The organism is Ensifer sp. (assembly GCF_035999135.1).
Taxonomy (GTDB): Bacteria; Pseudomonadota; Alphaproteobacteria; order Rhizobiales; family Rhizobiaceae; genus Ensifer.
This window is the reverse complement of sequence record NZ_DASYGZ010000144.1, coordinates 19,223-45,779: the sequence shown is the minus strand read 5'-3', so window position 1 is coordinate 45,779 and position 26,557 is coordinate 19,223. Positions and strand designations below refer to the sequence as shown.

The 26,557-nt window shown below is 63.8% G+C and carries 24 protein-coding genes and 1 pseudogene; 11 read left to right on the top strand and 14 right to left on the bottom strand.

The features are described from left to right. Window positions 1–4: 4 nt before the first annotated feature. Window positions 5–3,148: a multidrug efflux RND transporter permease subunit gene (locus VGO12_RS17555; RefSeq protein ID WP_327514027.1), complete on the bottom strand. Its 3,144-nt coding sequence runs from the start codon at window positions 3,146–3,148 to the stop codon at window positions 5–7. Between VGO12_RS17555 and VGO12_RS17550 the strand changes: the two genes are divergently transcribed. The 4 genes and pseudogenes from VGO12_RS17550 (at window position 3,128) to VGO12_RS17535 (ending at window position 5,070) form a co-directional block, all read left to right on the top strand. Further along, window positions 3,128–3,514, top strand: coding sequence for a hypothetical protein (locus VGO12_RS17550; RefSeq protein WP_327514026.1), 387 nt, complete (start codon window positions 3,128–3,130; stop codon window positions 3,512–3,514). The two genes, VGO12_RS17555 and VGO12_RS17550, sit on opposite strands and share 21 nt — an antisense overlap. Window positions 3,515–3,591: 77 nt before the next feature. Beyond that, window positions 3,592–3,720, top strand: a pseudogene (locus VGO12_RS17545) (TetR family transcriptional regulator); the annotation flags it as partial. Window positions 3,721–4,005: 285 nt separating this feature from the next. Then, window positions 4,006–4,194, top strand: coding sequence for a hypothetical protein (locus VGO12_RS17540; protein WP_327514226.1), 189 nt, complete (start codon window positions 4,006–4,008; stop codon window positions 4,192–4,194). 255 nt (window positions 4,195–4,449) lie between these two features. Further along, a complete protein-coding gene (locus VGO12_RS17535; protein WP_327514210.1) occupies window positions 4,450–5,070 on the top strand; it encodes a YdeI/OmpD-associated family protein in 621 nt (206 codons plus the stop codon). 58 nt (window positions 5,071–5,128) lie between these two features. On the opposite strand, the gene VGO12_RS17530 is transcribed toward VGO12_RS17535, so the two are convergent. From VGO12_RS17530 to VGO12_RS17520, 3 genes are all read right to left on the bottom strand, one after another. Then, window positions 5,129–5,422 carry a hypothetical protein gene (locus VGO12_RS17530; RefSeq protein ID WP_327514025.1) on the bottom strand — a complete coding sequence of 98 codons (294 nt, stop codon included), beginning with the start codon at window positions 5,420–5,422 and terminating at the stop codon, window positions 5,129–5,131. A 42-nt stretch (window positions 5,423–5,464) separates the two neighbouring features. Continuing rightward, window positions 5,465–5,632, bottom strand: coding sequence for a hypothetical protein (locus VGO12_RS17525; RefSeq protein ID WP_327514024.1), 168 nt, complete (start codon window positions 5,630–5,632; stop codon window positions 5,465–5,467). Window positions 5,633–5,763: 131 nt separating this feature from the next. Continuing rightward, window positions 5,764–7,779 (bottom strand): transcriptional regulator, encoded by a 2,016-nt coding sequence (locus VGO12_RS17520; RefSeq protein WP_327514023.1) that lies wholly within the window; start codon window positions 7,777–7,779, stop codon window positions 5,764–5,766. A 77-nt stretch (window positions 7,780–7,856) separates the two neighbouring features. Between VGO12_RS17520 and cysK the strand changes: the two genes are divergently transcribed. Together cysK and VGO12_RS17510 are read left to right on the top strand one after the other, a co-directional pair. Then, complete coding sequence (cysK, locus tag VGO12_RS17515; RefSeq protein ID WP_327514022.1) at window positions 7,857–8,945, top strand: cysteine synthase A; 1,089 nt, start codon at window positions 7,857–7,859, stop codon at window positions 8,943–8,945. 10 nt (window positions 8,946–8,955) lie between these two features. Continuing rightward, a complete protein-coding gene (locus VGO12_RS17510) occupies window positions 8,956–10,458 on the top strand; it encodes a pyridoxal phosphate-dependent decarboxylase family protein (protein WP_327514021.1) in 1,503 nt (500 codons plus the stop codon). 22 nt (window positions 10,459–10,480) lie between these two features. On the opposite strand, the gene VGO12_RS17505 is transcribed toward VGO12_RS17510, so the two are convergent. The 3 genes from VGO12_RS17505 to VGO12_RS17495 are packed head-to-tail and all read right to left on the bottom strand — an operon-like array spanning window position 10,481 to window position 13,250. Continuing rightward, window positions 10,481–11,731, bottom strand: a complete 1,251-nt coding sequence (locus VGO12_RS17505) for a Zn-dependent hydrolase (protein ID WP_327514020.1) — start codon at window positions 11,729–11,731, stop codon at window positions 10,481–10,483. A gap of 26 nt (window positions 11,732–11,757) precedes the next feature. Then, window positions 11,758–12,405, bottom strand: coding sequence for a TenA family protein (locus VGO12_RS17500; protein WP_327514019.1), 648 nt, complete (start codon window positions 12,403–12,405; stop codon window positions 11,758–11,760). A 2-nt stretch (window positions 12,406–12,407) separates the two neighbouring features. Continuing rightward, a complete protein-coding gene (locus VGO12_RS17495; RefSeq protein WP_327514018.1) occupies window positions 12,408–13,250 on the bottom strand; it encodes a BtpA/SgcQ family protein in 843 nt (280 codons plus the stop codon). Window positions 13,251–13,274: 24 nt separating this feature from the next. On the opposite strand from VGO12_RS17495, the gene VGO12_RS17490 reads away from it, so the two are divergent. Next, a complete protein-coding gene (locus tag VGO12_RS17490; RefSeq protein ID WP_327514017.1) occupies window positions 13,275–14,174 on the top strand; it encodes a ribokinase in 900 nt (299 codons plus the stop codon). Between the two features lie 27 nt (window positions 14,175–14,201). Here VGO12_RS17490 and VGO12_RS17485 read toward each other — a convergent pair whose 3' ends face one another. The 6 genes from VGO12_RS17485 to VGO12_RS17460 are packed head-to-tail and all read right to left on the bottom strand — an operon-like array spanning window position 14,202 to window position 19,897. Next, window positions 14,202–14,969, bottom strand: a complete 768-nt coding sequence (locus VGO12_RS17485; RefSeq protein WP_327514016.1) for a glutamine amidotransferase — start codon at window positions 14,967–14,969, stop codon at window positions 14,202–14,204. 40 nt (window positions 14,970–15,009) lie between these two features. Next, the gene (locus tag VGO12_RS17480) at window positions 15,010–16,077 is read right to left on the bottom strand and encodes a phosphotriesterase (protein WP_327514015.1); all 1,068 of its coding nucleotides are present in this window, start codon (window positions 16,075–16,077) and stop codon (window positions 15,010–15,012) included. A 5-nt stretch (window positions 16,078–16,082) separates the two neighbouring features. Beyond that, window positions 16,083–17,084 (bottom strand): ABC transporter permease, encoded by a 1,002-nt coding sequence (locus VGO12_RS17475; protein ID WP_327514014.1) that lies wholly within the window; start codon window positions 17,082–17,084, stop codon window positions 16,083–16,085. Continuing rightward, a complete protein-coding gene (locus VGO12_RS17470; RefSeq protein WP_327514209.1) occupies window positions 17,081–17,884 on the bottom strand; it encodes an ATP-binding cassette domain-containing protein in 804 nt (267 codons plus the stop codon). Before VGO12_RS17470 ends, VGO12_RS17475 begins: the two co-directional genes overlap by 4 nt. Then, entirely contained in the window at window positions 17,884–18,840 is a 957-nt protein-coding gene (locus VGO12_RS17465; RefSeq protein WP_327514013.1) for a substrate-binding domain-containing protein, read from the bottom strand. Before VGO12_RS17465 ends, VGO12_RS17470 begins: the two co-directional genes overlap by 1 nt. A 34-nt stretch (window positions 18,841–18,874) precedes the next feature. Next, on the bottom strand, window positions 18,875–19,897 hold the full coding sequence (locus tag VGO12_RS17460; protein ID WP_327514012.1) for a LacI family DNA-binding transcriptional regulator: 1,023 nt from the start codon (window positions 19,895–19,897) through the stop codon (window positions 18,875–18,877). 325 nt (window positions 19,898–20,222) lie between these two features. Between VGO12_RS17460 and VGO12_RS17455 the strand changes: the two genes are divergently transcribed. Beyond that, on the top strand, window positions 20,223–21,566 hold the full coding sequence (locus tag VGO12_RS17455) for an enoyl ACP reductase FabMG family protein (protein WP_327514011.1): 1,344 nt from the start codon (window positions 20,223–20,225) through the stop codon (window positions 21,564–21,566). A gap of 111 nt (window positions 21,567–21,677) precedes the next feature. On the opposite strand, the gene VGO12_RS17450 is transcribed toward VGO12_RS17455, so the two are convergent. Next, window positions 21,678–22,700: a LacI family DNA-binding transcriptional regulator gene (locus tag VGO12_RS17450; protein ID WP_327514010.1), complete on the bottom strand. Its 1,023-nt coding sequence runs from the start codon at window positions 22,698–22,700 to the stop codon at window positions 21,678–21,680. A 161-nt stretch (window positions 22,701–22,861) separates the two neighbouring features. Here VGO12_RS17450 and VGO12_RS17445 point away from each other — a divergent pair, with 161 nt between their 5' ends. The 3 genes from VGO12_RS17445 to VGO12_RS17435 all read left to right on the top strand — a co-directional run bounded on the left by VGO12_RS17445 (window position 22,862) and on the right by VGO12_RS17435 (window position 26,493). After that, a complete protein-coding gene (locus tag VGO12_RS17445; RefSeq protein WP_327514009.1) occupies window positions 22,862–24,388 on the top strand; it encodes a sugar ABC transporter ATP-binding protein in 1,527 nt (508 codons plus the stop codon). Window positions 24,389–24,465: 77 nt separating this feature from the next. Next, a complete protein-coding gene (locus VGO12_RS17440; protein WP_327514008.1) occupies window positions 24,466–25,476 on the top strand; it encodes an ABC transporter permease in 1,011 nt (336 codons plus the stop codon). Between the two features lie 63 nt (window positions 25,477–25,539). Next, entirely contained in the window at window positions 25,540–26,493 is a 954-nt protein-coding gene (locus tag VGO12_RS17435) for a substrate-binding domain-containing protein (protein ID WP_057249660.1), read from the top strand. Window positions 26,494–26,557: the final 64 nt, after the last annotated feature.

Sequence of the window (26,557 nt, the reverse complement as noted above, 5' to 3'; positions counted from 1 at the left end):
ATTGCTATTCGGCTGCTTCCGGTTCGTGCCTATGGCCGATCGGTTTTGCCGCGGCGCCTTCGCGCCATTTTTCGATGACCGCGTAGAAAACCGGGACGAAGATCAGCGTCAGCACCGTGGCGGCCAGCATGCCACCGAACACGGTCGTGCCGATCGATTGCCGGCTGGCGGCGCCGGCGCCCCTGGCGTACATCAGCGGTAGCACGCCAAGGATAAAGGCGAAGGCGGTCATCAGGATCGGCCGCAGCCGCAGGCGCGCGGCTTCGGCCGCGGCTGCGACGACGTCGAGCCCTTCCTCACGCCGCCGCCTGGCGAACTCGACGATCAGGATGGCGTTCTTGGCGGCAAGTCCGACCAGCATCACGAAACCGATCTGCGAATAGACGTCGATCTGCATTCCGCGCAGCCAGAGTGCCGACAGTGCGCCAAGCAGCGCCAGGGGCACGGAGAGCAGCACCATGAACGGCATCGACCAGCTTTCGTACTGCGCCGCCAGGATCAGGAAGCAGAAGACGAGGGCGAGCGCAAAGACGAGCGCGGCGATCGAGCCTGCGCGGATCTCCTGATAGGTAATGCCGGTCCACTCGAATGTGTAGTCCCGCGGCAACGTCGACTTCGCCACCCGCTCCATCGCCGCCACCGCCTGGCTCGAACTGAAGCCGGGTGCTGCCGCGCCGTTGACCAGCGCCGAGGGGTAGTTGTTGTAGTGGGTGATGGTTTCCGGACCGACCGTGGATCGGAACGTGCCGAGCGTGTTGAGCGGCACCATCTCGCCCGCCGTGTTGCGCACGTAGAGGCGCGAAAGATCGGTTGCCGAGGCGCGTGCGGCCTGGTCTGCCTGCAAGGTCACGCGGAAGGTGCGACCAAACAGGTTGAAGTCGTTGACATAGAGCGAGCCGAAATAGATCTGCAGCGTGCCGAAGATATCGGGAAGGTTGAGACCCAGAAGCTTGGCCTTGTCGCGGTCGAGGTCGTAGTCGAATTGCGGGCTCGACGTGCTGAAGGTTGTGAACAGCTGGTAGGGATTGATCTCCGGCTGCTTGCGCGCCTCGGCGATCAGCGCCTGGGTGGCGTCGCTCAGCGCCTGCGCGCTGCGGCCTGCCAGATCCTCCACCTGGAATTCGAAGCCGCCGGTCGCGCCGAGGCCCTGGATCGACGGCGGGTCGAACGCCAGCACCAAGGCGTCGGGGATCTGCAGGAGTTGCGGCATCACGGCCTCGCGCAGCACCGAAGCACCCTGTTCGGGCGGGCGCTCATCCCACGGCTTCAGAACCGCAAACTGCACGGCGGAGTTCGACTGGGCGGCAAAGGAGAGGAAGTTGAAGCCGACGACAGAGCCGACGAAATCGACCCCTGCGGTCTTGCGCAGGATCTCCTCGGAACGGCGGGCAACGGCTTCGGTGCGCTCCAGCGAGGCGCCGTCCGGCAACTGGATGACGACGAAGAAATAGCCCTGGTCCTCGACCGGCAGGAAGGTTGAGGGGATGCGCTGCCACAGCGCGTAGGTCGATCCGACCGCGACGAGGAAGAGCGCGAACAGGGCAAAACGCCAGCGCACCAGCCCGACGACGCTGCGTGCATAGCCATGCGACAGCGCATGGAAACCATCGTTGAACCAGCGGAACAGCGCAAAGCGCGGCTCGCCGCGATAGCGCAGGAAGGCGGCGCTGAGCGCCGGGCTGAGGGTGAGCGAATTGAAGGCGGAAAAGGCGACGGAGATCGCGACCGTCAGCGCGAACTGGTTGTACAGGCTGCCGGCAACGCCCGGGATGAAGGCGACCGGGATGAAGACGGCAAGCAGCACGGCGGTCGTTGCGATGATCGGGCCGGTCACCTCCTGCATCGCTTTCTTGGTGGCCTCGAGCGGCGGCAATCCGGCTTCGAGCTGGCGCTCGACGTTTTCGACCACGACGATGGCGTCGTCGACCACCAGGCCGATCGCGAGCACCATGCCGAGCAGGCTCAGCATGTTGAGGGAAAAGCCGAACAAGTACATCACCACCAGCGTCGCGATCAGCGAAACCGGGATCGCAATCGTCGGGATGATCGTCGTTCGCAGGTTCTGCAGGAAGATGAAGACGACGAAGACGACGAGCGCCAGCGCCTCGAGCAATGTGTAGACCACATCCTTCATCGCCGCCGAGACGAAGCGGGTGGTGTCATAGAACATGTGATAGGCGATGCCCGAGGGAAAGCGCTCCGACAGTTCGTCCATCTTTTTCTGGACGCGGCTCTGCAGGTCGAGCGCGTTGGAGCCAGGCCCCTGAAAGACGGCAAGCACCACGCTTTCCTTGCCGTTGAAGGTCACCGACGACGAGTAGAGCAGTGCCCCGAGCTCAATGCGCGCGACGTCGCGCAGCCGGGTCGCAGCACCGGTCGTCGGGTCGGCCCTCAGCACGATATCGCCGAACTGCGACGGGTCGCTCAATCGGCCAAGCGCATTGATCTGCATCTCGAAGGGCGTTCCGGCCGGTGCCGGCGACTGACCGATCTTGCCGCCGGCGACCTGGATGTTCTGCTCGGCAATCACGTTCTGGACGTCGATGGCGGTTATCCCGAGATTGGCCATGCGGTCGGGATCGAGCCAGATCCGCATCGAATAGCGCCGCTCGCCGAACAGCTGGACGTCGCCGACGCCGGGCAACCGCTTCAAGGGGTCGAGGATCTGCAGGTAGGCGTAGTTGCTGACCGAAGCGAAATCCACCGAATCGTCGGGCGAATCCAGGCTGACGAGCACGGTGAAGTTCGGGATCTGCTTGGCGATGGTGACGCCGGTCTGGTTGACGAGCGCCGGAAGCGACGAGGCAGCCTGGGAGACCCGGTTCTGGACGTCGAGCGCCGCGACATCGATCGGATAGCCGACCTCGAAGGAAATGATGATGCGCGACGAGCCGTCGTTCGAGCTCGTCGAGGTCATGTAGAGCATGCCGGGCACGCCGTTGATCTGCTGTTCGAGCGGCGTCGTGACGGTGTCGGCGACGACCTGGGCGCTGGCGCCGGGATAATTGGCCGCCACCACGATCTGCGGCGGCGTCACGTCGGGAAATTGCGAGATCGGCAGCAGGAAATAGCAGATGCCGCCGGCGAGCGTCATGATGATGGCGATCGCCGAGGCGAAGATCGGACGGTGGATGAAGAAGTCGATCATGACGGGATCGATCCTTTTGTGGAGACGTCCTGGCAGTGGACGGCAGATGGCGAGATCATGGGGTCGGGCGCGCGCACGCAGGCCCCGCCAACCATCCGGTCAGCGGCGCACCTCTTCGCCTTCAGCCCATCCAACATGCGCATCGTAAGGCTCCGGCACGCAACCGCGACCGGTCGGAGCGACCCAGATCGCGAACGTGATCAAATTCAACAGGTCTGTGCGGTGTGCACTTTGGCTAAAAGACGCCTGACGACCGCGCCCACCGACATCGAGAAAGAAAATTTCTGCGGTCACCGACGTTTTCGGACAGCGGAAGGCTCATGGCCGTTTTTCTGGGTGCTTGCCGAAAATGTTACTGGTCGGTAACAGGGCTGCATGTTATCGACCGCCTGTGAAGCGTCAAGGGGCAAGTTTTCCATACGGATCTCGGTGGGCCCGGTGCGATGACAACGGATTTCTGCAATCAGCCACGGCGTTCCCCGCGCGATCGAATCATCGAGGCGGCGCGCGGCCTTTTCCGCCGCAACGGCATTCCCGGAACCGGCGTCGATGCCATTGCCGACGCGGCCGACAGCAACAAGATGACGCTCTATCGGCACTTCAAGTCGAAAGACGAACTCATCGTCGAATGCCTTCAGCGCGCCGGATCGGAGATGGACGGTTTCTGGCAGGAACTTGATCTTGCGCATCCAGGCGATGGGTTGGGACAGCTCAGGGCGTGGGTCCGGTGGGTCGCCGCGCACCTCGGCGATGACAATTGCCACTGCGAAATGATGAGCGCCGCCGTTCAACTGACGGATGAGGATCATCCCGGCCGGTCTCTGATCCGGACCTTCAAGGACGCACAGCGTGAACGCGTGGTCGACCTTTGCCACAAGGCTGATGTCGCCGATCCCGAGCTTCTCGCCGATACGCTGCTGTTGCTGATCGAGGGCGCGCGGGTGGCGCAGCAAAGCTCGGGCGCCGACGGGCCAAGCGCGCGGTTCGCCGAAATCGCCAACGCGGCGATCCTGTTTTTCGTCGGGCAGGAGCGCAGGCCTGGCTGAGACAGCAGGCGGGCATCGTCTGATGCGCCCTGCGGGAGTCTGAAGGCGGAACGGACGCTCGCGCGAACAAATGTCCGACCGTGCCGCTGCGGCCTTTCCCGATCTTGATTCACACTTTCAACGCGTTCGAATGGAAAGTTCACCGCGGCGACGCGAAATCTGCATATTTAACCGCAGCGAATGGTTCAAAATCGTGAGCGGTTCGCGACGGTCAATCTGGACGCGCAGGGTGGCGTTCAAGCAGAAGGCGTAATGATGATCACCGACATAGAGGACTATTTCACGAAGGGCTGCGGGCGGTGCGCGCGGTTTGCGACGTCAGACTGTTCCACCAGGAAATGGGAAGCGGGCCTCAATGCCCTGCGCAGGATCTGTCGCGAAGCGGGCCTGGTCGAGACGGTGAAGTGGGGACATCCCTGCTACATGCATGCCGGGCGCAACATTGCGCTCATCGGCGCCCTGCGCGGCGATTTTCGTCTGTCCTTCATGAACGCTGCGCTGCTGAAGGATGCGGAAAACGTGCTCGAGCTGAATGGCCCCAATGCGCAGCATCGCGAAGTCATCCGTTTCTCGGAAAACGAGACGGTTTCAGCGCTCGAACCTGTCCTGCGCGCCTATCTGGCGGAAGCGAAGGGATACGCCGAAGCCGGGATCAGGCCGCAGAAAGGGACCGTCGAGTTCGAGCTGCCGGACGAGCTGATCGAGGCCATGGATTGCGATCCGGAGCTCGCCGAGGCGTTTCACAATCTGACGCCCGGTCGTCAGCGCAGCTATGTCATAGCACTGGCGAGCGCCAAGGCCTCCGCCACGCGGATGGCGCGGATCGCCAAGTTTCGAAGCCACATACTGGCCGGCAAGGGTGCGACCGAAAGATAGGCCGTGTCCGCACCTCGTACCGGACGGGTGGAAAATTTCGCGTACTCGATGGCGCGCGTCACACCTTCGGTTCGCCGGAAACGGACTGATGTTGCGCCAAAAGGGTCACGACTTCCGCCTGCAGGTCCAGGCATCGCTGGTGATATTGCACGATCTCTATCTCCGGACGGGGAAGTTCGCGCATGAGCGTGTCCAGCGCCGTGGACGCCCTCGCATAGGCTTCGAAGAGATCGTCGAGCTGCCGGTCCTTCGTGGATCGGAGCAGGCGCCGGTGTCGCGGCAGCGCCATTGCCAGCCGGGCCCGGCCAAGTTGAACTAAGCCCATAAGCCCTCCAGCGACGGTGTTCGCCATGGCTCCACCGTCCCGAAAACGTCGCCAGCGTTGTTTCGACGGCTATTGAACATGCGCTTCGGGAAGGTAGGCGACCGTGCCGCCCCCACCTTGCGCCATCGCGCTGCCGACAACGAGGTAGGCGGTGATGATGATGGCCGAAAGGAGCATGATCCCCACCGGCAACCCGGTCGATGCGCTGCTTTCCGGGTATCCGTCTTTCTCGTACATCGTCAGATCCTCGTACGCGTCTCATCAAAAAGGGGCGTCACGCGAAACGTTCCCAGCGGGACGGGAAACGTCGAAAGCGGCCGAGGGTTCCAGCCGCAACGCCATAATCGTCTGCCTTTTTGTCCGATCGCTCAGCGCGCCAGTCCGATCAGGGCGGCGGCCTTGCGATATCGGACAATGACGTCGGGCGTGAAATGGAACGTGTCGAGGAAGTTGTCCGTCCGGTAGTCCGGGTTCTGGAGGCGGATGCGCGTGGCGTAGTTGCGGGCCTCGTCGATACGCCCGGCGAGCGCGAGGCAATGGGCCGCGATCGCCAGGATGTGCACATGCGCGTTCGGGCGGGCGGCCGCCTTGACGGCCCAGCCGGCGGCTTCCTCGAAAGCTCCAAGCCGGATGAGGGCAATCGCCCGGGTTCCGAGCATGCCGAAGAGCAGGGGATCGTAAGGGCTCAGCAGCCGCGAATGATCCGAGGCGGCGATCGCCGCCTGAGGGTCGCCCGACTGGGAGTGCACGAAGGCAAGCGCATAGTGGCCGAGTGCAAAGTTGGGGCTGAGATGGACGGAGTGCTCCAGTTCGCGCACCGCCTGGTCGTGGTCGCCTGTCAGCCACAGCGCACGTCCCATCGACCAGTGCGCGGCCGGGTTCTGGTCGTCGACCAGAAGGCTCTGCCCGGCCGCCCGGAGGGCTTCCCGGATTTCGGCGTCGCGGTCGCCCCAGCGCTGGAACGCCCTTTGCCAATGGGTGAAGGAAAGCCCGGCATGGGCCCGGGAGAAGGTCGGATCGAGGCGTGTCGAAAGGTGGAAGAATTCGGCGGCACGCGTGTTTTCCTCGGCCGTGAAGCGGAACATGTGCCAGAGGCCGCGGTGATAGGCTTCCCAGGCGTCGAGCGAGCCCGGTTGTTTCAGGATCGCGCGGTTGCGCTCCTCGTTCTCGATTTCAGCGGCGATCGACGAGACGATGCTGTCGGCAACCTCGTCAAGCAGCGCCAGGCGCTCGGCGGATCGGGCCTCGAAACGTTCGGTCCAGATGATATGGGCGGTCGCCGTTTCGGCGACCTCCACGGTCACGCCGATCCCGTGATCGTGATGCTCGAGAAAACCGGTCGCGACGTAATCGACGCCGAGCCGTCGACCGATTTCCGGCGGTTCGAGCCCTTCGTTGGCGATCGCAAAGACAGACCCGCGGGCAATGACGAAAAGGCTGCGCAATCGCGCCAGCTTGCTGATGATGTCATGGGCGATCGCGCCGCCGAGATCGGAGCGGCCGTCAGGGCCCGGGACAAGGTCGCGGAACGGCATGACGGCGATCGAGGCGCGGCGCGACGTCGTCACGTGGACACGATCCGCGGGCCCGCCAGCCGCTTCGGGGGCGCTTGCGACGGCCGGTTGCCGGTGCTGGCGTCGAAGCGCTTCCCATGCTGCGGCGATCGGCGAAAAGTCCTCACCCTCGTCTGCAAACAGGCGCGCGGCGGTATCGTGATGGCGGTTGCAGGCGTCGTTCATGCGTCGGTGATTGAGTTCCGCCAGGAACCTGATGTTGGCGCCGGCATCGAGTGGGGCGAGGTCGAGCCATCGCCGGGCCGCCGACAGGCCGTCCTCGCCGCCGACCGGCGTCCTGCCGCCGATTTCCGCTGCGATCTCCAACCTGTACGCACGAAGCTCGCTCCTGATCGATGTCAGCCAGTGCTCGAAGGCGGGGCACTTGCCGAGGTCTACGCCCTCGAGCAGGTCGCCGCCGCAGCGCCCTGCGATCTCTTGCAATTCGGCCAGGTCGAGGTTTCGGATGCCGCGGCGTCCTGCCTCTACCAGATGGCGCGCGTCGACGTCGCAGTCCTCGAGGTCGAGCGAAATGCGGTCGTCGGTGGCGATCACCCGCCTGCGGCCGTTTGTGTCGACGAGCGCGCGCAACTTGCTCAGGCTCCAGCGCAGTTCACCGCGTGGATCGTTCGGCATTTCCCAGAGCAGGTCGCAAAGTCGCTCCCTTGGAACCGAGCCTGATGTCAACGCAAGATAGGCGAGCAGGGCGCGGACCTTGCGCGACGGGGGAAGGTTCACGGGCACGCCGCGGCGCAGCAGCTTCATCGGTCCGAAGAGCCGCAGCTCCAGCTCCCGCGCCGAAATATCCACGTCCGGACCATGCGTTTCCATGCGCGCTCCCACGCTGGCTCCCACGCCCGCACTTTAGCATCGCTTGAATAACCTGGCATCCGGGAGAGTGAGGATCCATGCCCACGAATTCAGAACTGAGAACCACGAACGGTCGCGGCCGGCTTTTCGACAGCGTGCTGGAGACGATCGGCGACACGCCGGCGATCCGCATCAACAACCTTGGTGTCGGCAATGCGAGCATCTATGTGAAGGCCGAATTCTTCAACCCGGCATCGTCGGTGAAGGACCGGCTGGCGGTCGCCATCATCGAGGACGCCGAGCGCAGCGGTAAGCTGAAGCCGGGGCAGACGGTGGTCGAGGCCACCAGCGGCAACACCGGCATCGGACTGGCGATGGTCTGTGCGCAAAAGGGCTATCCACTTGTTGTGACCATGGCCGACAGTTTCTCCGTCGAACGCCGCCGGCTGATGCGCATGCTGGGCGCCAAGGTCGTGCTGACGCCGCGCGCCGAGAAAGGCCTCGGGATGTATCGCAAGGCGGTGGAACTCGCCGAGAAGAACGGATGGTTCCTCGCCCGCCAGTTCGAGACCGCGGCCAATGCGGCCATCCATGAGGCGACGACGGGCAGGGAGATCGTCAACGATTTCGCCGGCTCCCGTCTCGATTATTTCGTCACCGGTTACGGTACAGGCGGCACGGTCGTCGGCGTCTCGCGCGTGCTGCGCCGGGAACGGCCGGAAACGAAGATCGTGCTTGCAGAACCCGCCAATGCGCAATTGCTCGGCAGCGGCCACGGTCAACAGCGCGGCGCGAACGGTGCGCCCGCGGCGAGCCATCCCGCCTTCGAGCCGCATCCGATCCAGGGCTGGACGCCTGACTTCATCCCCGACGTGCTGCAGGAGGCGATCGACAAGCGCTACTATGACGAGATCGTTCCGATAGCCGGCCCGAAGGCGTTGGAATGGGCAAAGGCCCTCGCGCAGAAGGAGGGCATCTTCACCGGCGTTTCGGGCGGTGCGACCTTCGCCGTCGCACGCCAGATCGCGGAGCGCGCGCCGGCGGGCGCGGTGATCCTCTGCATGCTGCCCGACACCGGCGAACGCTACCTGTCGACGCCGCTGTTTGAAGCAATTCCGGCGGAGATGGACGCCGAAGAGCTGGAACTGTCGCGCTCGACGCCCGGGTTCCAGCTTGCGGCCGAATAGGGAGGGAGCGATGGAAGCGCAATCGTTGCGGCGGGGAGAGGGTCTGCTCCGGCAGCCCGAAGGTCTGCACAGTCCGGAAACCCTCGACCCTTCGGATTGGGCGTCCGTCGCAACGCTCGCCCACCGGATCGTCGACGATGCCGTCGATCATGTCGCCCGCGTGCGCGAGCGACCGGTCTGGCGGTCGGTGCCGGAGGAGGTCGAGGCGCTGTTCGGCACGCCGGTTCCAACGGAGCCGATGCCGATCGAGGACGTCTACGGGCTCGTCAAGGACGCCGTGTTCGCCTATCCGATGGGCAACATCCATCCGCGGTTCTGGTCCTGGTACATGGGTTCCGGCAACTTTACCGGGGCGCTCGGCGATTTTCTCGCGGCGGTCCAAGGATCCAACCTCGGGGGCGGCCGCCACACGGCGGCTCTCGCCGACCAGCAGGTCGTCGGCTGGCTCCGCGACATGGTCGGTCTCCCGGAGACCGCGAGCGGCACGCTCGTCAGCGGCGGTTCGGTGGCAAATCTCGTCGGGCTGACGGTTGCCCGTAACGCCATGGCAGGCATCGATCTGCGCGAAGAGGGGGTGGCGGCGCTGAAAGAACCGTTGCGCTTTTACGCTTCCGACCAGGTTCATTCCTGCCACCGCAAGGCGCTCGAAACGCTTGGCCTCGGCAACAGGGCGCTCAGGCGAATCCCGACGGACGACCATTACCGGATCGACCTTGAAAAGCTCCGTGCGGCAATCGCCGACGATCGTGCGGCGGGTTTCAGGCCAGCCTGCGTTATCGGCACGGCCGGTACGGTCAATTCCGGCGCGGTCGACGATCTCGCCGCCTTGGCCGATATCGCGGCCCGAGAGGACATGTGGTTCCATGTCGACGGATGCATCGGCGCTCTGCTGGCCATCGCCCCCGACAACGCCTGGCGCGTGAAGGGAATCGAGCGGGCCGATTCCGTTGCGCTCGACCCGCACAAATGGCTGCATGCGCCGTTCGAGGTCGGTTGCGTGCTGGTCCGCGACCGAGCGAAGCATCGGGAGACCTTTGCCGTTTCACCTGAGTATCTCCAGGGCATGTCACGTGGCATAGCATCCGCTCCATGGCTTTATGATTTCGGTCTTCAGACCAGTCGCGGCTTTGCCGCGCTCAAGGTCTGGATGGCGCTCAAGCAACATGGCGTTGCCAAGTTCGGCCGGCTGATCGACCAGAACATCGCGCAGGCCGCCTATCTTGCGGAGCTCGTGCGCCAGCATCCGCCGCTGGAACTGCTCGTCGTGCCCGAGATCAACATCGTCTGCTTCCGCTACGCGCCCGAAGGGCTGGATGAAGCGCGGCTGAAGGCGGTCAATGTCGAGATCATGCTGCGCCTACAGGAAACGGGCGTGGCGGCGCTTTCCGACACGACGATCCGCGACAGGCATTGCCTGCGCGCCGCGATCTGCAACCATCGAACCCGGGCGGAAGACCTGACCCTGCTCGTCACCGAGGTCTTGCGGGTCGGCCAGGAGGTTGCCCGGTCGTAAGTTTCAGCGATGCCGCCGCGTTTCAATCGCCGGAAGCCATCGCTTCCATGGTGGCCGCAAGCAGCATGCGCGCGCCCGTAATCGATTGCTCGGGCTCGACATATTCGGCCTCGTTGTGGCTAAGCCCATCGCGGCACGGCACGAAGATCATCACTGCTGGCGCGACGCGATTGACGAACAGGGCATCGTGGAAGGCGCCGGACAGCATCGGTCTGGTCTCAAGTCCGAGTGATGCGGCGGCGCGGTCGAGACACGCCAATAGGTCTTTCGAAAAGATGGCGGGCGGCATGTCGAAGATCTGTTTCAATGCGCTCTGGCAGCCGGCGGCCGATGCCGCACGCTCGCACGCATGGCGGATCCGGCCTTCCAAGGCGTCGATGACCGTGGTTTCGGGGTGCCTGAGGTCGATGGTGAAGGTCACCGAACCCGGAATGGCATTCACCGAGCCAGGCTCGACCGCAAACCGGCCGACCGTGAAGCGGGCGCGGGGATCGCCCGGCATCACCTGTTTGAAGAGCGGTTCGAGCGCGGCGACCGCCGCTGCCATCGGATCCCGACGGAATGCGAGCGCCGTCGTGCCGGCATGGGCCGCCTGGCCAGTCATCGTCACCTCCAGCCACCGGGTGCCCTGGATGCCCTGGACGATGCCGATCGGGATATTTTCCCGTTCGAGCGTCGGAGCCTGCTCGATATGAAGCTCGATATAGCCGGATATCGGAAAACCGAGGGGACGCATTTCTGCCTCCGGCAAGGCTTCGAGCGTTGTTTTCAGCTCCTCGACGAACGGCGCTCCGTCGTGACCCCGAAGTTCAGACCAGGCATCAGGGATCTTGGCCGCTGCGAAGGCCATGGACCCCATCGTGCCCGGGGCAAAGCGGCTGCCTTCTTCGTTGGTCCAGGCAACGACCTCAAGGGGCAGATCGGTCTTGATCCCGGCATCTTCGAAGCTTTCCATCACCTCGAAGGCCGAAAGGGTTCCAAGTGCGCCATCGAAACGTCCGCCGGTCGGCTGGCTGTCGAGGTGGCTGCCGATGACGAAGGGTGGTTTTTCGGGAAAGCGGCCTTCGCGCCGGATGAACAGGTTGGCCATCGGATCCTGAAACACCCGAAAGCCGCGCGCGAGCGCGAGCTCGGCGAGAAGCCGCCGTGAGGCGCGATCTTCGGCCGACAGGGCCTGCCGGTTGACGCCACCGGCAGGCGTTGCTCCGATTCTTGCGAAATCATCGAGGCGCTGCAGCAGGCGTTTGCCGTCAATTGCGAGAGGAGGGGTCATGGTCGGCTCCGGAAAGGTGCTCTCGGTCAGCCGTAGGCTGCGTCGTGAAAGGCGATTTCGAGGTGTTGCGCCCGCCCGAAGATGGCGCTGAGGCGGTGACGCTCGGAAGCGTCGAGCCCGACGCCGGCGTCGTCGAGCTGTTGCCTGAGCCACGTCGCCTGCGCTGCGAATTCGTCATCGGCGTGCATCTCGACCCATTCTTTCAGGTGCAGATCGGCAAAGTTTGCGCGTGCTGCCCTTTTTGACCAGGTCCAGTACATCCATTCGGCTGCAAACATGGCGGCGGCGATATCGAGGAACCCGCCTTCCTGTGCAATCTCCAGCATGCCCTGTCGGAACGCCTCGACCTCGGGGCGATCGACATCGTATGTGCCGGGATCGATGCCGCGCTCGGCAAAGATCCTCTCGAAGTAGGCGATCTGCTGGTTGGCAAGCGCATCGAGAACGGCGATCAGCCAGCGCTTCTGGTCGATTGTCCGGGCCTTGGCGGTCGCTAGCGCGAAGATCGAGATGGCGGTTTCCACGAACGCGCCCTCGTAGACGAGATAGCGCTCGAACACCGCATTGGACAGGCGCCCATGCACGATGTCTTCGACGAAGCGATGGTTGACCATCGCTTCGAAGACGGCAGAATTCTCCCGCAGGATTTGTTCCGATAGCGTTTCTTGCGGCATCGTCACGCCTCCAGCGCGGGCTCGGCGGCGGCGCGGAAGGCCTTGACCCTGTCGATGTCGACCGGGTTCCACCACACGCCGCCTTCCTTCAGCGACGAGGCGACGATCACGCCGTTGGTGCGTTTCAGGATCTCGACGATGTTGTCCTTGGTCACGCCCGAGCCGACCAAGAGCGGCAGGTGCGTCGCCGAACCGATCTCCTCGATCTCCTCGATGGTTGCGGTGTTGCCGGTGCGCTGGCCGGTGGCGATCACGCCGTCGGCGTCGAAGAAGGCGAGGTCGCGGGTCAGTTCCTGGATCGACCGGTCGGCAACGATCGCGTGCGCGCCATGTTTCACGTGGCTGTCGGCGAAGACCTTGATGTGCTCGGCGCGCAGCAGCGACCGGTACCGCATCGCTTCCGCCGCCCGGCCTTCCATGAAGCCTTCATTGGCGACATAGGCGTTGGCCCATTGATTGACGCGGATGAATTTCGCGCCGCCGGCCATGGCGATGGCGAAGGCCGGGATCGGCGCATTGGCAAGCACGTTGATGCCGAGCGGAACGCCCGTCGCCCGCGCGATCCGGTCGGTGACGACGGACATGAAGGCTGCCGTCTCGTGGCCGATATCCTCGGGCTTGGAGAACGGCACGTCGCCGTGGTTTTCGATCATCAGGCCATGCAGGCCGCCTTCGACCAGCGCCTCGGCATCGCGCATGCAGGCGTCGTAGATCGTAGCCATATTGCCGCCGCGATAGCGCGGCGCCCCGGGGAAGGCAGGGCAATGGATCATACCGATCAGAACCTTGTCAGTCCCGAATATTTCCCTTATGGCGCTGGATGACTTGTCGGATATTTCCTGCATTTCTCTCCCTTTCGAGGTATGTTCATGCACGCTTACGTAATCGGTAATGTGACGGTGGACGAGACCATCGCCGTGTCGGAAATGCCGGCCGCCGGTGCATCGATCCACGGCAGCCAGCGGTCGCGGGACCTCGGCGGCAAGGGCGCGAACCAGGCGGTCGTCATGGCCCGCACCGGGCTCCCGACGAGCCTTGTCGCCGCCATCGGCGACGGCTTTCGCGCCGACATGATCCGCCAGCACCTCGCGAGCGAACCGGTCGTCAGCCGCCTTGTGCCGATCCCCGGCAAGTCCACCGACTTCTCGATCGTGCTGACCACGCCGGATGGCGAAAACGTCAACATCACCACGACCGATTGCGCCCAGAACCTGACGCTTGCCGATGCCATCGCCCCCTTGGCCGATGCCGCTCCCGGCGACCTCGCGGTGCTCCAGGGCAATCTCTCTGACGAGACGACCCGGGGCGTGCTTGAAGCCGCCCGCACCCGCCGCATGATCACCGCCTTCAATCCGTCTCCCTTGCGTCCTTCTTTCAGCAATCTGTGGCCATTGACCGACATCGCCTTTCTCAACGAAGGCGAGGCGCAGGCAATGACCGGTACCCGTGGCGAAGAAGCCGCCCGCAAGCTGCTTGCGGCCGGCGTTCGCGAAGTCGTCCTGACCTTCGGCGGCGACGGCGCGATGCTCGTCACGGCCGAGGCGAGTATCCGCATTGCCGCCGTCGAATGCGACGTCGTCGACACGACAGGCGCCGGCGACACCTTCATGGCCGTCGCGCTCGCCTCCGCAGCGCTTCGCGGCACCCATCTCGATCGCACCGCGATCGAACATGCGACCCGGGCCGCGACCATCACCGTCAGCCGACCCGGCACCCGTTCGGCGTTCCCGACGATCGAGCAGCTGGCGGCGATCCTCGCCGCGCGCTGAGGTTCGTCCCAGCGCGCTTTGCGGTGCTCAGCGCCCGGTCTCCGTCATCCATCCAAGGATGTTCTTCCAGAGACGGCCGTAGCCCTCCCATTCGCAGAAGGCCGGCGACAGCCAGTGCGGGCCGATGTCGGACGTCCAGGCGGCGGTCCGGCCCTTGCCGAAGCCGCCAAGGACGAGCAGCGGGTGGCCGCCCTGGTCTGCCGGAAGGCGGGCGATGACCTCGGCGCCTGGGCGCACCTCCACTTCGTTGACCCCGAGGAGCAGCGGCCAGGTGCCGGAAAGGCCCGCCATCACCGGATGATCCGGTTTGACGACGTCGGCAACCGCACCTTCCGGGATTTCGACGCGGTCGTCATAGGGAAGGCAGGTGACGGGAAGCGTGTCTTCGACCGCCGTGCGGCGCCAGCGCGCCTTGCCGTCGATGCCCTGGAAGGAGAAGTAGCCGCCGACCATCAGAAGCGCGCCACCCTTTTCGACCCACGCCTTGATCAGCTTCAGCCGGTTCGGGACGGTGCGCGAATGCAGCCAGACCGCCGGCGGCAGCAGCAGCGAGTTGGCGCCGATATCGGAAAGGATGATCGCATCATAGGCGTCGAGCCCGGCCATCTCGTAGGGGAACTGGTCGACCGCGTCGTGCGCGGTCATGTAGGTCAGCTCGAATTCGCTGTCCTTCAATACCTTGACGAGCGGTTCCGCGCCGAGATGGAAGGTGACGCTGCCGAACTGGTCGAAGCCCTTGTAGTGGGTGGCGGAGCTGACCCAGCTCTCGCCGACGAGGAGTACTTTCTTGGTCATGGTCTATCCGTAAGTCTTGAATTGCGTTTGGAGCTTGATGTCAGGCTCCGGTTTGGAACACCGAGCGGGGGTTGCCCCGCATCATCAGGTCGAGCGCGCTGTCGTCCAGTCCGTGTCGCCTGAGGCGCGGCAGGAAGTGGCGCAGCACATAGGCGTAGCCGTTGCCGCCGTAGTGGCTGAGCATCATCTTCAGGAACACGTCGTGCGACAGCAGGATGCGGTCGATGTGACCGGCTTCCACCAGTCTTGCGATCGCCCGCGCCGCTTCCTCGTCGCTCGGGCATTGCACCTGCTGATCGGCGTAGAAGAAGTCCATGCCGATCATGTCGTACTCGATGAACGCCCCGCGGGCGGCGAGTTCGCTCTGGTAGGCGAAGTCGTCATGCGACGGGTTCATGTGGCAAAGCACGGTGTGGCGCAGATCCGCACCTTCCTCGGCCACCACATCGAGCACCCGATGGCCGAGCCGGAACCAGCCCGGCAAATGCACCATCAGCGGCAAGCCGGTGCGGACCTGCGCCCGGGCGGCGCCACGCAGCGACTTCTCCTCGGCTGCCGTGAAATCCGAGGAGACGCCGATCTCGCCGATCAGCCCGATTTTCACATCCGTGCCGTCGACGCCTTCGATCGCTTCGCGAACGATGCCGTCGGCGATCTCATCGACGCTCATGCCGGCGACCTCCGCCGGATGGGAGGAGGCAAGATAGTATCCGGCACCCATCACGATGTTGAGACCGGTCGCCCTGGAAATCCGCCGGAGCGCCAGCGGGTTTCGACCGATGCCGTTGCAGGTGGGCTCGACGACCGTGCGCCCCCCTTCGGTGGCAAACGCCTTCAACTCAGTGATCGCCAGCGGTTCGTCATCCAGCGTGATGTTGTGCTTGTTGACGAAGGGATCCTGGCGAAGCTCGCCGAGGATTTCCATGCAGACGAAACCTTCGGCGAGATACTGACGCTCTCTGGTTTTCGGTGCATGCCACCAGCAGCGGCAGTCGTTGAGGATATGCTCGTGCATCAGCGTGATGCCGAGCGCGTCTGCGTCGATCGCCCCGGTCACCGTCATCACCTTGCCGGAGCGCACATGCGCCTCTGACAGCACTTGTGTCATGACGGCTATCTCTTCCTGCCGCCGAGGCGAAAGTTGGCGGTGAAGATCCGGGTGTTGAGCCAGATCGCAACAAGAATGATCGCGCCGGTGACGATCTGTGTGAAGAACGGCGAGATATGCATCAGGATCAGGCCGTTGCCGATGACGGCGATCGTCATCGTGCCGAGCACGGTGCCGAGGATGGTGCCGCGGCCGCCCATCAGCGACGTGCCGCCGAGCACGACGGCGGCGATGACCTGTAGTTCGAAGCCGACCGCCGCATTCGACGAGCCGGAGCCGAGGCGCGCGGCGATCAAGAGGCCGGCAAGGGCGCAGGCGACCCCGGCGATCATGTAGACCGAAGCGATCACCCATTTTGCCGGCATGCCGACGCGACGGGCGGCTTCCATGTTGGAGCCGACGGCGACGACCTGGCGGCCGTACTTGGTCGAGGAAATGACGACATAACCGAGCACGGCGACGGCGACCGCGATCAAGGCGGGCACAGGAATGCCGAGCAACTCGCCGCGGCCAAGCATGAAGAAACCCGGCGCGTCCTTGATCGGGATCGAATAGCCCTGGGTCAGATAAAGTGCCAGCCCGCGCAGGATCGACAGGCCGGCGAGCGTGACGATGAAGGCGGGGATGCCCTGATAGGCGGTGAACCAGCCCTGCACGAAGCCGAGGAAGGCGCCGAAGAAGAGCATGGCGATGACGACCAGAGGCCACGGGTAGCCCATCGCCATCACGATGGCCGCAACCGCGTTGACCAATGCCACCTGCGAGCCGACCGAGAGATCGATGCCGCCGGTGATGATGACGAGCGTCATGGCGACGGCGACGATCAGGATCGGGGCCGCCTGACGGATGACGTTGAGGATGTTGCCGAGCGTCATGAACGTGTCGGTCGTCGCTGCAAAGAAGACCACGCAGGCGAGGAAGAAGAAGGCGATCGACAGGACCTGGGCGTTTTCCGACAGGAAATCCGCCGCCGGCGAACCTTTTGCGCGTTCGGTATAGGCCGTCATTGCTTGGCTCCTTCCCCGACGATCAGCTTGACGAGGTCTTCCAGGTTGGTCTTGCCGATTTCGCGCTCGGCGACCTTGGTGCCCTCGTACATCACGGCAATGCGGTCGCAGACGCGGAAGAGGTCCTGGAGGCGGTGGGTGATCAGGATCACCGAGACACCCTTGGCCTTGACGCGGTTGATGAGCGCGAGCACGGCTTCGACTTCCGCAACGGCGAGCGCAGAAGTGGGTTCGTCCATGATCAGCACCTTCGGATTGAAGGATGCCGCGCGCGCGATGGCGATCGCCTGACGCTGGCCGCCCGAAAGCTGGGCGACCTTGCCCGTGAGCCGCGGAATGCGGATTTCCAGCGCGTCGAGCATCTTGCGCGCTTCAGACAGCATGGTCCTGGTATCGAGAAATGGTCCCTTGCTGATCTCGCGGCCGAGAAAGAGATTGCCGACGACATCGATGTGGTCGCAGAGGCTCAGATCCTGGAAGACCATTTCGATGTGGCGGTTGCGGGCGTCGGCGGGACCTGAGAACCTCACGTCCTCGCCTTCGAGCGTGATGGTTCCGCCATCCGGGATGTAGGTCCCGGAGATGATCTTGGTCAGCGTCGACTTGCCGGCGGCATTGTCTCCGACGAGGCCGAGGCATTCGCCGGGATAGATGTCGAGGTCCACGCCACGCAGCGCCTGGTGCGACCCGAACGTCTTGATGATCCCCTTGAGGGACACGCGGGGGCTGACACCGGTGCGGGAGGGCAAAGCCCCCCCGACACCAGCGACAGCGGGAGGATGCTGTCTTTCAGTCGTCATCATTTGAAGATCGCCCGGTACGGCTCGACGTTGTCCTTGGTGACGATCGTGACCGGCACGGCGATGTTCTTCTCGACGCTGCCGCCTTCGGACACCTTCTTCAGGGCGTCGACGGCGGCCGCACCCATGGCGGACGGATCCTGCTGGATCACGGCGGCGACGTAACCGGCGTCGATGCCGGCGATCGCCTGGGCCGTCAGGTCCCAGCCGAAGACCTTGACGCTATCCTGCTTGCTCTGGCTTTCGACCGCGGCAATGGCGCCCATCAGGGCCGGTTCGCCGGTTGCATAGATCGCGGTCAGGTCAGGGTTGCCGGTGATCAGGTTTTCGGCGGCCGAAAGCGCGTTGTCCTGCACGTTCTGCCCGTCGACGACGCCGGCCGACGTGATGCCGTCAACACCCTTGATGGTCTTTTCAAAACCCTCCTGACGTACGTTCTGGATGAACGAGTTCAGTGCACCCACGACGCCGATCTTGGCTTTGCCATCGGCATTGGCCTTGATGTAGTCGAGGAAGTGCTTGCCCATGTCGGCGCCAGCCGTGGCGTTGTCGACGCCGATCTGCGCTTTCTGCGGGCCTTCGGGCAGGATCGCGTCGATGGCGACGACGGGAATGCCGGCTTCGGCCGCCTGGTTGACCGCGGGCATGATGCCGTTGACGTCGATGGCGACGACCGCGATGCCGTCAACCTTCTGCTGGATATAGGTCTCGATCGCGCTGTTTTGCGCGGCCGGATCGTTGTTGGCATTGAAGATGACGAGTTTTGCTCCGGCGGCGTCGGCGGCTTTCTGCGCGCCCTCGTTCATCTGGTTGAAGAAGAGCGCCTGCTGGTTGATCTGCACAAGCGCGAATGTCTTTTCGGCGGCAAGGGCCGGCGAAAGTGCGGCGCCAAGGGTGGTCAATGCGGTGAACCCAAGCGTGGCGATCAAAGTCCTGCGTTTCAAAGTCCAGTTCATGTTCCAGTCCTCTGTTGGTTCTCCATTGCGTGATTTATCGTTTCGCAGGCGGAGCAACGGATTTCCGCACGACGATTTCGACTGGCAGCAGCTCTTCGGTGGCAAGCTGCTTGTCCTGCCAGTTTGTTTCGAGAAGCAAGGAAAGGGCGCGCGCGCCGATCGTGCGGACCGGCTGGCGAACGGCGGTCATGGGCGGACCGAAAAGGTGGAGCGGGCCGACATCGTCGAAGCCGACGACCGAGACATCGTCGGGGACGGACACGCCCTGGTCACGAAAGACCTCGATCATGCCGATGGCGATTTCGTCGGAGCTCGCAAAGATCGCTGTCGCGGGACGGTTTTCCGCGATGAAGCGCTTCGCCGCCTGCCGGCCGAAGCCGACGGTGTAATCGCCGGCATATCTGGCAACGCGAGAATTTCCACTTGAGGCTTCCCGCAAGCCACGCTCAAGCCCGTCGAGACGCCGGCGCGAGCTGATCATTTCCTCAGGCCCGCCCACGAACAGCACGTCCCGGTGCCCGAATTCGGCAAGGTGCCTGCCCGCCAGGTAACCACCAAGCTCGTTGTCGCAAAACAGCTTCGGAGCGCGGGCGCCGGGCACGTCTTCGTCGACGATCACGACCTTGCCGGTGCGATTGATCAGCGTCGCCAGCTGGCCGTCATCAGGGTGGTTGGTGATGAAGATCAGGCCATCGACGTGATTGCGTTCGATCAGCTGCAGATAGGCGACTTCGCGGCCTGCCCGGTTCAGCGTGGCGTAGAGGGAAACGGCAAGGCCGCGGCTGTCGGCTTCCTCTTCGACGGCGGCAACCAGAGTCGCAAAAAACGGGTTGGCGATGTCGGGTACGACGAGGCCGATCGTGTCGGAGCGGCCGCGGCTGAGACGGCGGGCGTGCGGATTGGGTTGATAATTCAGGTCGTGGATCGCGTCCGAGATCCGCTTCTTGGTCTCATGGGGCAGGTCGAGCGAACCGTTCAGCAGACGCGAGACCGTCGTGACGGAAACGCCGGCGGCGCGGGCTACATCCTTCAGGCTTGTGGCGCGTCGTGTGGTCACCTTGGCTCCGTCCCTGCCGTTGTAAACCGATTTACTAAACCGCTTTACAATAAGATTTCGACTTTCGAATTCTGTCAAGGCACTTTTTCCGAGCCTATGAGGGGATGGTGATGCGCGGGCGCGGATTGTCGCTGCGCCGTCCTTCGGAAAGGCGTTGCGAAACGGGTTGCGGATCGAAACCCTGTCATCAAAAGTCGCGATGTTCGCTCACGGTTTGAATTAAAGTGACACGGAATGTCACTTCCTATTGGCGGCGGATCAGTGCAGTGGTTCATCACACAGTTTTATGGTTGCCCCGCGACCCAGCTTTGAAAGAACCGGCAACATGAAAAGTCCGATCGCTCTGACGCAGTTCCCGCAGACGAACATCTTCCGAAAAGGCGATGTCTTCGTGCTGTTCGGTGAGCTCTTTGATCGCGGCTACGCCACCCATCTTGTCGATCAGGCGAGGAACGCCGGCATGGAAATCGTCGGCGTGACGGTTGGCCGGCGGGACGAAAACAATGCCCTGCGTCCGCTCAACGACGAAGAACTCGCCGCGGCCGAAGCCCGGCTCGGCGGCAAGATCATCAACGTGCCGATCATGGCCGGCTTCGATCTCGATGCCCCGGCGGGCGAGCCGACGCCGACCGATCTGTTGGCCAAAATGACGCTTGAGACCTGGGAAGCCGACAAGCTCGACTGGGCCCATATCGAAAAGTGCCGTGAAGTCGGCGTTGAGCGCTTCCGCAATTCCCTGTCTGAGGTCATGGCTGTTCTCGACGGCATGATCGCCGATGGCAAGAACGTCTATTTCGCGCACACGATGGCCGGCGGGATCCCGAAGGCCAAAGTGTTCCTGGTCATCGCCAACCGCGTCTACAAGGGTCGTGGCAGCAGGCACATGTCGTCGCAGACGCTGCTCGACAGCGATCTCGGTAAGCTGATCCTTCAGAACTTCGATGAAGTCTCGGCCAACACCTTCGCGCACCTGATCGATCTCAGCGCCGGCATCCGGGCCCGCGTCGAGGCCGCTGGCGGACAGGTCCGCTACTCGGCCTTCGGGTACCATGGCACCGGGATCCTCGTTGAGGATGAGTACCGTTGGCAGACCTATACCAACTACACGCAGGGCTACGCCAAGATGCGCCTCGAGCAGATCGCGCAGCAGGCGTGGGATCAGGGCATCAAGGCCACCGTCTACAACTGCCCTGAAATCCGCACCAATTCGTCCGACGTCTTCGCAGGCATCGAGCTGCCGCTCATTCCGCTGCTGCTCGCGCTCAAGAAAGAGGGCGGCGGCGCCTGGGTCGACCAGCAGTGGCAGGCATGCCAGGATCTCCTGGCGGACGAGCACACGGTCGAGGACGTGCTGAAGAAGATCGCGGACATGCAGACAAGCGACGTAATGCGGCCGTTCTACGATTTTTCGTCCTGGCCGATGGCGAACAGCCCCGGCCAGTCCGACGTGACGATCGGCACGTCGAACGAGATCACCCAGATGCACCGGGATGGCAAGGCGCTGATCTCGGACCTGTTGAGCCGATTGGTCGTCGAGGCCGTCGGGCAGCTGATCTTCGGCGAGAGCTCCGAGCCGACGGGGCCGGTGCTGTGGCTCAACCACGACATCGTTGCCCGCACGCTGGTCAAGACCAAGGGTGCATCGCGCGCTGAGCGCGAAGCGGCATAAGCCGGGATGACAGCGGCGGAACTTGCCGCTGTCATTGAAATCCGCGTGACCGCGGTCTTTCAGAAGAACAATCTGAACCGGACGTGACGGCTGATCGCCGGCGCGAGCCGGTTATCGTCGTGACGGGGGCGGGCCGACCGAATTGCGGATCACCAGGTCGGGTCGCAAGAGGATTTCGGTCTCCGAGGCCGCGCGGTCGCCAAGCAAATCCAGAAGCAGCGCCATCGCATGTTTGCCGATCGCGGTGCGCGGTTGACGGATGGTCGTCAACGACGGCGTCATGAAACTCGCTTGCGGCACGTCGTCGAAGCCGGTGACCGAAAAATCGCCCGGTATGTCGTAGCCTCGCGCCCGCAGGCCGAGCGTGACGCCAAGGGCCGTCTGGTCGTTCACACACATGAAGGCGGTCGGAAGATCGTCGCGCATGAACAGCTGTTCCAGCGCAAGTCGCCCGCTCTCCACCGTTCCGTCTCCCTCGATGACCAGCTGGCGGTTGAGCGGAATGCCGGCCGCGGCAAGGCCGGTCTCGTATCCGGACCGGCGCCGTCCATAGGCAAGGCGGGTATGCGAATCGCCGATGAAGGCAATGCGGCGATGTCCTTCGGAAATCAGCAGGTCGATGACCTTGCGTGCGCCCTCGACATCATCGACGCCGACATAGGGGATGCCGCCGTTGAAGACCGGCTCGAACACGCCGACGGTCGGCGGCAGGCGTGCGGTCAGCGTCTGATGGCCGAAGGGCAGGATGCCGGTGAACAGGATCATGCCGGCCGCCTGGTTCGAGTTGAAGAACTTCAGATATTCAAGTCCACGCTGGGCGTCGTTCTGCGTATGGCCGATCAGCACGCCGTACCCGTGGGCGCGCGCTTCGTTTTCGAGGCCGACCAGGATGCTCGAGAAGTTCGGGTCGCCGATATCGGGCGCCACCACGAGGATCATGTTCGACCGGCCGAGCCTGAGGCTGCGGGCCATCGCATTGGGCGTGTAGCCGGTAATCGCGATCGCCTGGTTGACCTTCAGTCGGGTCGATTTGGCAACCTTCTCCGGCATGTGAATGGCCCGCGACACGGTCGCGATCGACACCTCGGCGATGCGTGCGACGTCTTCAATGGTTGCGGGCTGGGAATTGGACACGCTTGGCCTCGAATTTGCTGCGAGGACGTTACACAGGTTCGCCCGACGGTCAAACGCGCCAGCCGAAAAAAATCTCATGCTGCAACGATGTAAACCTTTACATTGCTCAGTGTAAAGGTTTACATCATTGAAAAAGCGGTGGAGGCCGCAGGGAGGGGATAATGACCACGGAGGTTGTCGGCGGGGCTCCCGTCGTGCTGTCCGCGCGCCGCATCAGCAAGTCGTTCAGCGGCGTGCAGGTGCTGTTCAGCGTCGACTTCGAGCTGCGTCAGGGCGAGATTCATGCGCTGATGGGCGAGAACGGCGCCGGCAAGTCCACGCTCGTGAAGATCCTGTCCGGCTTCGAGCAGCCGACATCCGGCGAGATCCTGCTCGACGGCGCTTCCGTCAAGCTGCCGCCCAATGGCGCGGCCGAGGCGCTTGGCATTGTCATCATCCACCAGGAATTCAACCTTGCCGAACATCTCACCGTCACCGAAAGCCTTTTCCTGGGGCGGGAGGTAACCCGGTTCGGGGTGCTCGACCGCAGGTCCATGCGGGCGGAGACGCGTCGCGTGCTCGATCTTCTCGGGTCCCATGTCGACGAAAACGCAATGATCGGTTCTCTCTCGATCGCCGAGAAACAGATGGTCGAGATCGCCAAGGCCATCAGCCGCGACGCCCGCGTCGTCTTCATGGACGAACCGACCGCCGTGCTGTCGCGCGAGGAAACCAACTTCCTGTTCCGGCTGGTGCGCAAGCTGCGCGACAAGGGAACGAGCTTCGTCTTCGTGTCGCACAAGCTGGACGAAGTCATGGAACTCACCGACCGCGTGACGGTCCTGCGCGACGGCCAGTGGATCAAGACGTCGCCTACATCCGTGCTCGACGGCGAGGCGATCGCCCAGCTGATGGTCGGCCGCGAACTGTCGAGCCTCTATCCGGCAAAGAGCGAGCCGGATGTCGACGAGGAGGTCATGCTCCGGGTCGAGAACGTGTCGACCGGTTATGTCCGCGACGCGAGCTTCGACGTCCGCCGCGGCGAAATCCTCGGCTTTTCCGGAATGATCGGCTCCGGCCGGACGGAACTGATGGAGGCGATCGTCGGGCTGCGGAACCGCGTCGCCGGCGAGGTTCTGGTGCGGGGGCAGCCGGTGCCTGCGGGCGACGTCCATGCGGTCAACAAGGCGGGCCTCGCCTACATGACCAAGGACCGCAAGGCCAAGGGGCTACTGCTCAACGCCGGCATGATGGCGAACCTGACGCTGCAATCGCTCGGTCGCCACAGTCGCCACGGTTACCTCGATCCCGGGAGCGAAGAAGCGGCGCTCGTCAAGGCGCGCCGCCGCTTCGACATTCGTGTCCGGGACGACAGGGTCGTCGCCGGGCGCATGTCCGGCGGCAATCAGCAGAAGCTGCTTCTCGCCAAGGTCATGGAAACCGACCCTGCCATCATCATCATCGATGAGCCGACCCGCGGCATCGATGTCGGCACCAAGCAGCAGATCTACCATTTCATTTCGGCACTCGCCCGGGACGGCCGCTCGATCATCGTGGTCTCCTCGGAGATGCCTGAAATCATCGGCCTTTGCAGCCGGGTCGCGGTGATGCGCGAGGGGCATATCGCCGGGATCCTGGAAGGCGACGAGATCTCCGAGCAGGAGATCATGCGCTATGCGGCCGGCCTGAAGAAAAAGACGGCAGCCTGAGGCAGCGCCGGCGTCGTCCGGAGTGAATGCCGAGGGCTTTGACAATCCCGACGAAGGGGACGGAGGTTCGATTGGACATGAGCGTGAATCAGGAAGGCAGCCAGGAGGCGATCCGCCGCCGCAGCTGGCGCGACATCGATCTGAGGGCGGTGGCGCCGTTCGTGGCCCTGGCGCTGCTGCTGCTCGTGGGGGCGCTGGTCAATCCCAACTTCATCAGCATCAACAACCTCGCCAACGTCGCCACCCGCAGCGCCTTCATCGCCATCATCGCCGTCGGCGCCACCTTCGTGATTTCGTCAGGGGATCTGGACCTGTCTGTCGGCGCCATGGTCGCCTTCATCGCCAGCCTGATGATCCTGTTCATGAACTCCGGCGTCATCGCCGACCCGGTGCTGATGCTCTTGGCGGCGATCCTGTTCACCATCGTCGCCGGCGCGCTCTGTGGCCTTACCAACGGGCTGATCACGACAGTCGGCAAGATCGAGCCGTTCATCGCCACGCTCGGCACCATGGGGATCTATCGCGGCCTGACGACCTGGCTCTCGCAGGGCGGCGCGATCACGCTCAAGGAGCCCGAGCTTCAGGAGATCTATCGCCCAGCCTATTTCGGCACCATCGCCGGCGTGCCGGTTCCGATCGTCGTCATTCTCGCGGTCACTGCCGTCGCTGCCTTCATTCTCTATCGCACCCGCTATGGCCGGCATGTCGTGGCCGTGGGCTCCAACCGGGACGTGGCGCGCTATTCGGGCATTTCCGTCAACAAGGTGCGCACCATCGCCTTCGTCATCCAAGGCCTGTGCGTGGCGGTTGCCGTTCTCCTCTACGTGCCGCGTCTCGGCTCGACCTCGGCGACGACGGGCATTCTGTGGGAACTGCAGGCGATCACCGCCGTTGTCGTCGGCGGAACGGCGCTCAAAGGCGGCGCAGGCCGCGTCTGGGGCACGATCTGTGGCGCCTTCATCCTCGAACTGGTCGGCAACATCATGCTGCTGTCCAACTTCATCAGTGAATACCTGATCGGGGCCATCCAGGGCGCGATCATCATCATTGCGATGCTCGTCCAGCGCTCGCTGGTGCGGAAATCGTGAGACGGCCGGGTCCTCAGGTCTCCCGGCCTGCAACAGGCTGACCTGATATTTGGGAGGAACTTAATGCGTAACAAGCTATTCGGCCTGACGCTCGCAGCCATGACCGCCCTTGCCGGCGTCTCGCATGCGCAGGAGGAAAAGAAAGTGACGATCGGTGTGTCGATCCCGGCCGCCGACCACGGCTGGACCGCCGGCGTGGTCTTCCATGCCGAGCGCGTCGCCAAAATCCTGATGGAGCGCAACCCGGGCCTCAACGTCATCGTCAAGACGTCGCCCGATCCGGCAAGCCAGGCCAATGCCGTGCAGGACCTGGAGACGCAAGGGATCGACGCGCTCGTCATCCTGCCAACCGATCCGGATCCGCTGGTCAACGCCATCAAGGAAGTGAAGGGCAAGGGGACCTTCGTGGCGCTGGTCGACCGGGCGCCGAGCGTCAACGACAACTCCGTGCGCGACCTCTATGTCGCTGGCAACAACCCGGCGCTCGGCCAGGTCGCCGGTGAATACATCAAGGCAACCACGCCGGAAGCCGAAGTCGTCGTCATCCGCGGCCTGCCGATCCCGATCGACCAGCAGCGCCAGGACGGCTTCGACAAGGGTATCGAAGGCTCCAAGGTCAAGGTTCTCGACCGCCAGTACGGCAACTGGAACCGAGACGACGCCTTCAAGGTGATGCAGGACTACCTGACCAAGTACCCGAAGATCGACGTCGTCTGGTGCCAGGACGACGACATGGCCGTCGGCGTGCTGCAGGCGATCGAACAGGCAAAACGCACCGACATCCAGTATGTCGTTGCCGGCGCCGGCTCGAAGGAAATGATCAAGAAGGTCATGGACGGCGACAAGATGATCCCGGTCGACGTGCTCTACCCGCCGGCGATGGTCGGTACCGCACTCGAAATGACCGTCGCCAACTTCTACGGTCAAGTTCCGGTCCGCGGTGTCTACACGATCGACGCGACCCTCGTGACCAAGGACAATGCGAAGGACTTCTACTTCCCGGATTCGCCCTTCTGAGCGAGCCCACAGAGACAGGCGGCCCGCACTTGGCGCGGGCCGCCATCACCAGCGCGGGGCCAAA

Bases quoted from the DNA above. Each gene is read 5' to 3' on its own strand.
- VGO12_RS17555 (WP_327514027.1), bottom strand. From the start codon at position 3,148: ATGATCGACTTCTTCATCCACCGTCCGATCTTCGCCTCGGCGATCGCC.
- VGO12_RS17535 (WP_327514210.1), top strand. From the start codon at position 4,450: ATGATCACCGACATAGAGGACTATTTCACGAAGGGCTGCGGGCGGTGC.
- VGO12_RS17530 (WP_327514025.1), bottom strand. From the start codon at position 5,422: ATGGCGAACACCGTCGCTGGAGGGCTTATGGGCTTAGTTCAACTTGGC.
- VGO12_RS17525 (WP_327514024.1), bottom strand. From the start codon at position 5,632: ATGTACGAGAAAGACGGATACCCGGAAAGCAGCGCATCGACCGGGTTG.
- VGO12_RS17520 (WP_327514023.1), bottom strand. From the start codon at position 7,779: ATGGAAACGCATGGTCCGGACGTGGATATTTCGGCGCGGGAGCTGGAG.
- cysK (WP_327514022.1), top strand. From the start codon at position 7,857: ATGCCCACGAATTCAGAACTGAGAACCACGAACGGTCGCGGCCGGCTT.
- VGO12_RS17510 (WP_327514021.1), top strand. From the start codon at position 8,956: ATGGAAGCGCAATCGTTGCGGCGGGGAGAGGGTCTGCTCCGGCAGCCC.
- VGO12_RS17505 (WP_327514020.1), bottom strand. From the start codon at position 11,731: ATGACCCCTCCTCTCGCAATTGACGGCAAACGCCTGCTGCAGCGCCTC.
- VGO12_RS17500 (WP_327514019.1), bottom strand. From the start codon at position 12,405: ATGCCGCAAGAAACGCTATCGGAACAAATCCTGCGGGAGAATTCTGCC.
- VGO12_RS17495 (WP_327514018.1), bottom strand. From the start codon at position 13,250: ATGCAGGAAATATCCGACAAGTCATCCAGCGCCATAAGGGAAATATTC.
- VGO12_RS17490 (WP_327514017.1), top strand. From the start codon at position 13,275: ATGCACGCTTACGTAATCGGTAATGTGACGGTGGACGAGACCATCGCC.
- VGO12_RS17485 (WP_327514016.1), bottom strand. From the start codon at position 14,969: ATGACCAAGAAAGTACTCCTCGTCGGCGAGAGCTGGGTCAGCTCCGCC.
- VGO12_RS17480 (WP_327514015.1), bottom strand. From the start codon at position 16,077: ATGACACAAGTGCTGTCAGAGGCGCATGTGCGCTCCGGCAAGGTGATG.
- VGO12_RS17475 (WP_327514014.1), bottom strand. From the start codon at position 17,084: ATGACGGCCTATACCGAACGCGCAAAAGGTTCGCCGGCGGCGGATTTC.
- VGO12_RS17470 (WP_327514209.1), bottom strand. From the start codon at position 17,884: ATGACGACTGAAAGACAGCATCCTCCCGCTGTCGCTGGTGTCGGGGGG.
- VGO12_RS17465 (WP_327514013.1), bottom strand. From the start codon at position 18,840: ATGAACTGGACTTTGAAACGCAGGACTTTGATCGCCACGCTTGGGTTC.
- VGO12_RS17455 (WP_327514011.1), top strand. From the start codon at position 20,223: ATGAAAAGTCCGATCGCTCTGACGCAGTTCCCGCAGACGAACATCTTC.
- VGO12_RS17445 (WP_327514009.1), top strand. From the start codon at position 22,862: ATGACCACGGAGGTTGTCGGCGGGGCTCCCGTCGTGCTGTCCGCGCGC.
- VGO12_RS17440 (WP_327514008.1), top strand. From the start codon at position 24,466: ATGAGCGTGAATCAGGAAGGCAGCCAGGAGGCGATCCGCCGCCGCAGC.
- VGO12_RS17435 (WP_057249660.1), top strand. From the start codon at position 25,540: ATGCGTAACAAGCTATTCGGCCTGACGCTCGCAGCCATGACCGCCCTT.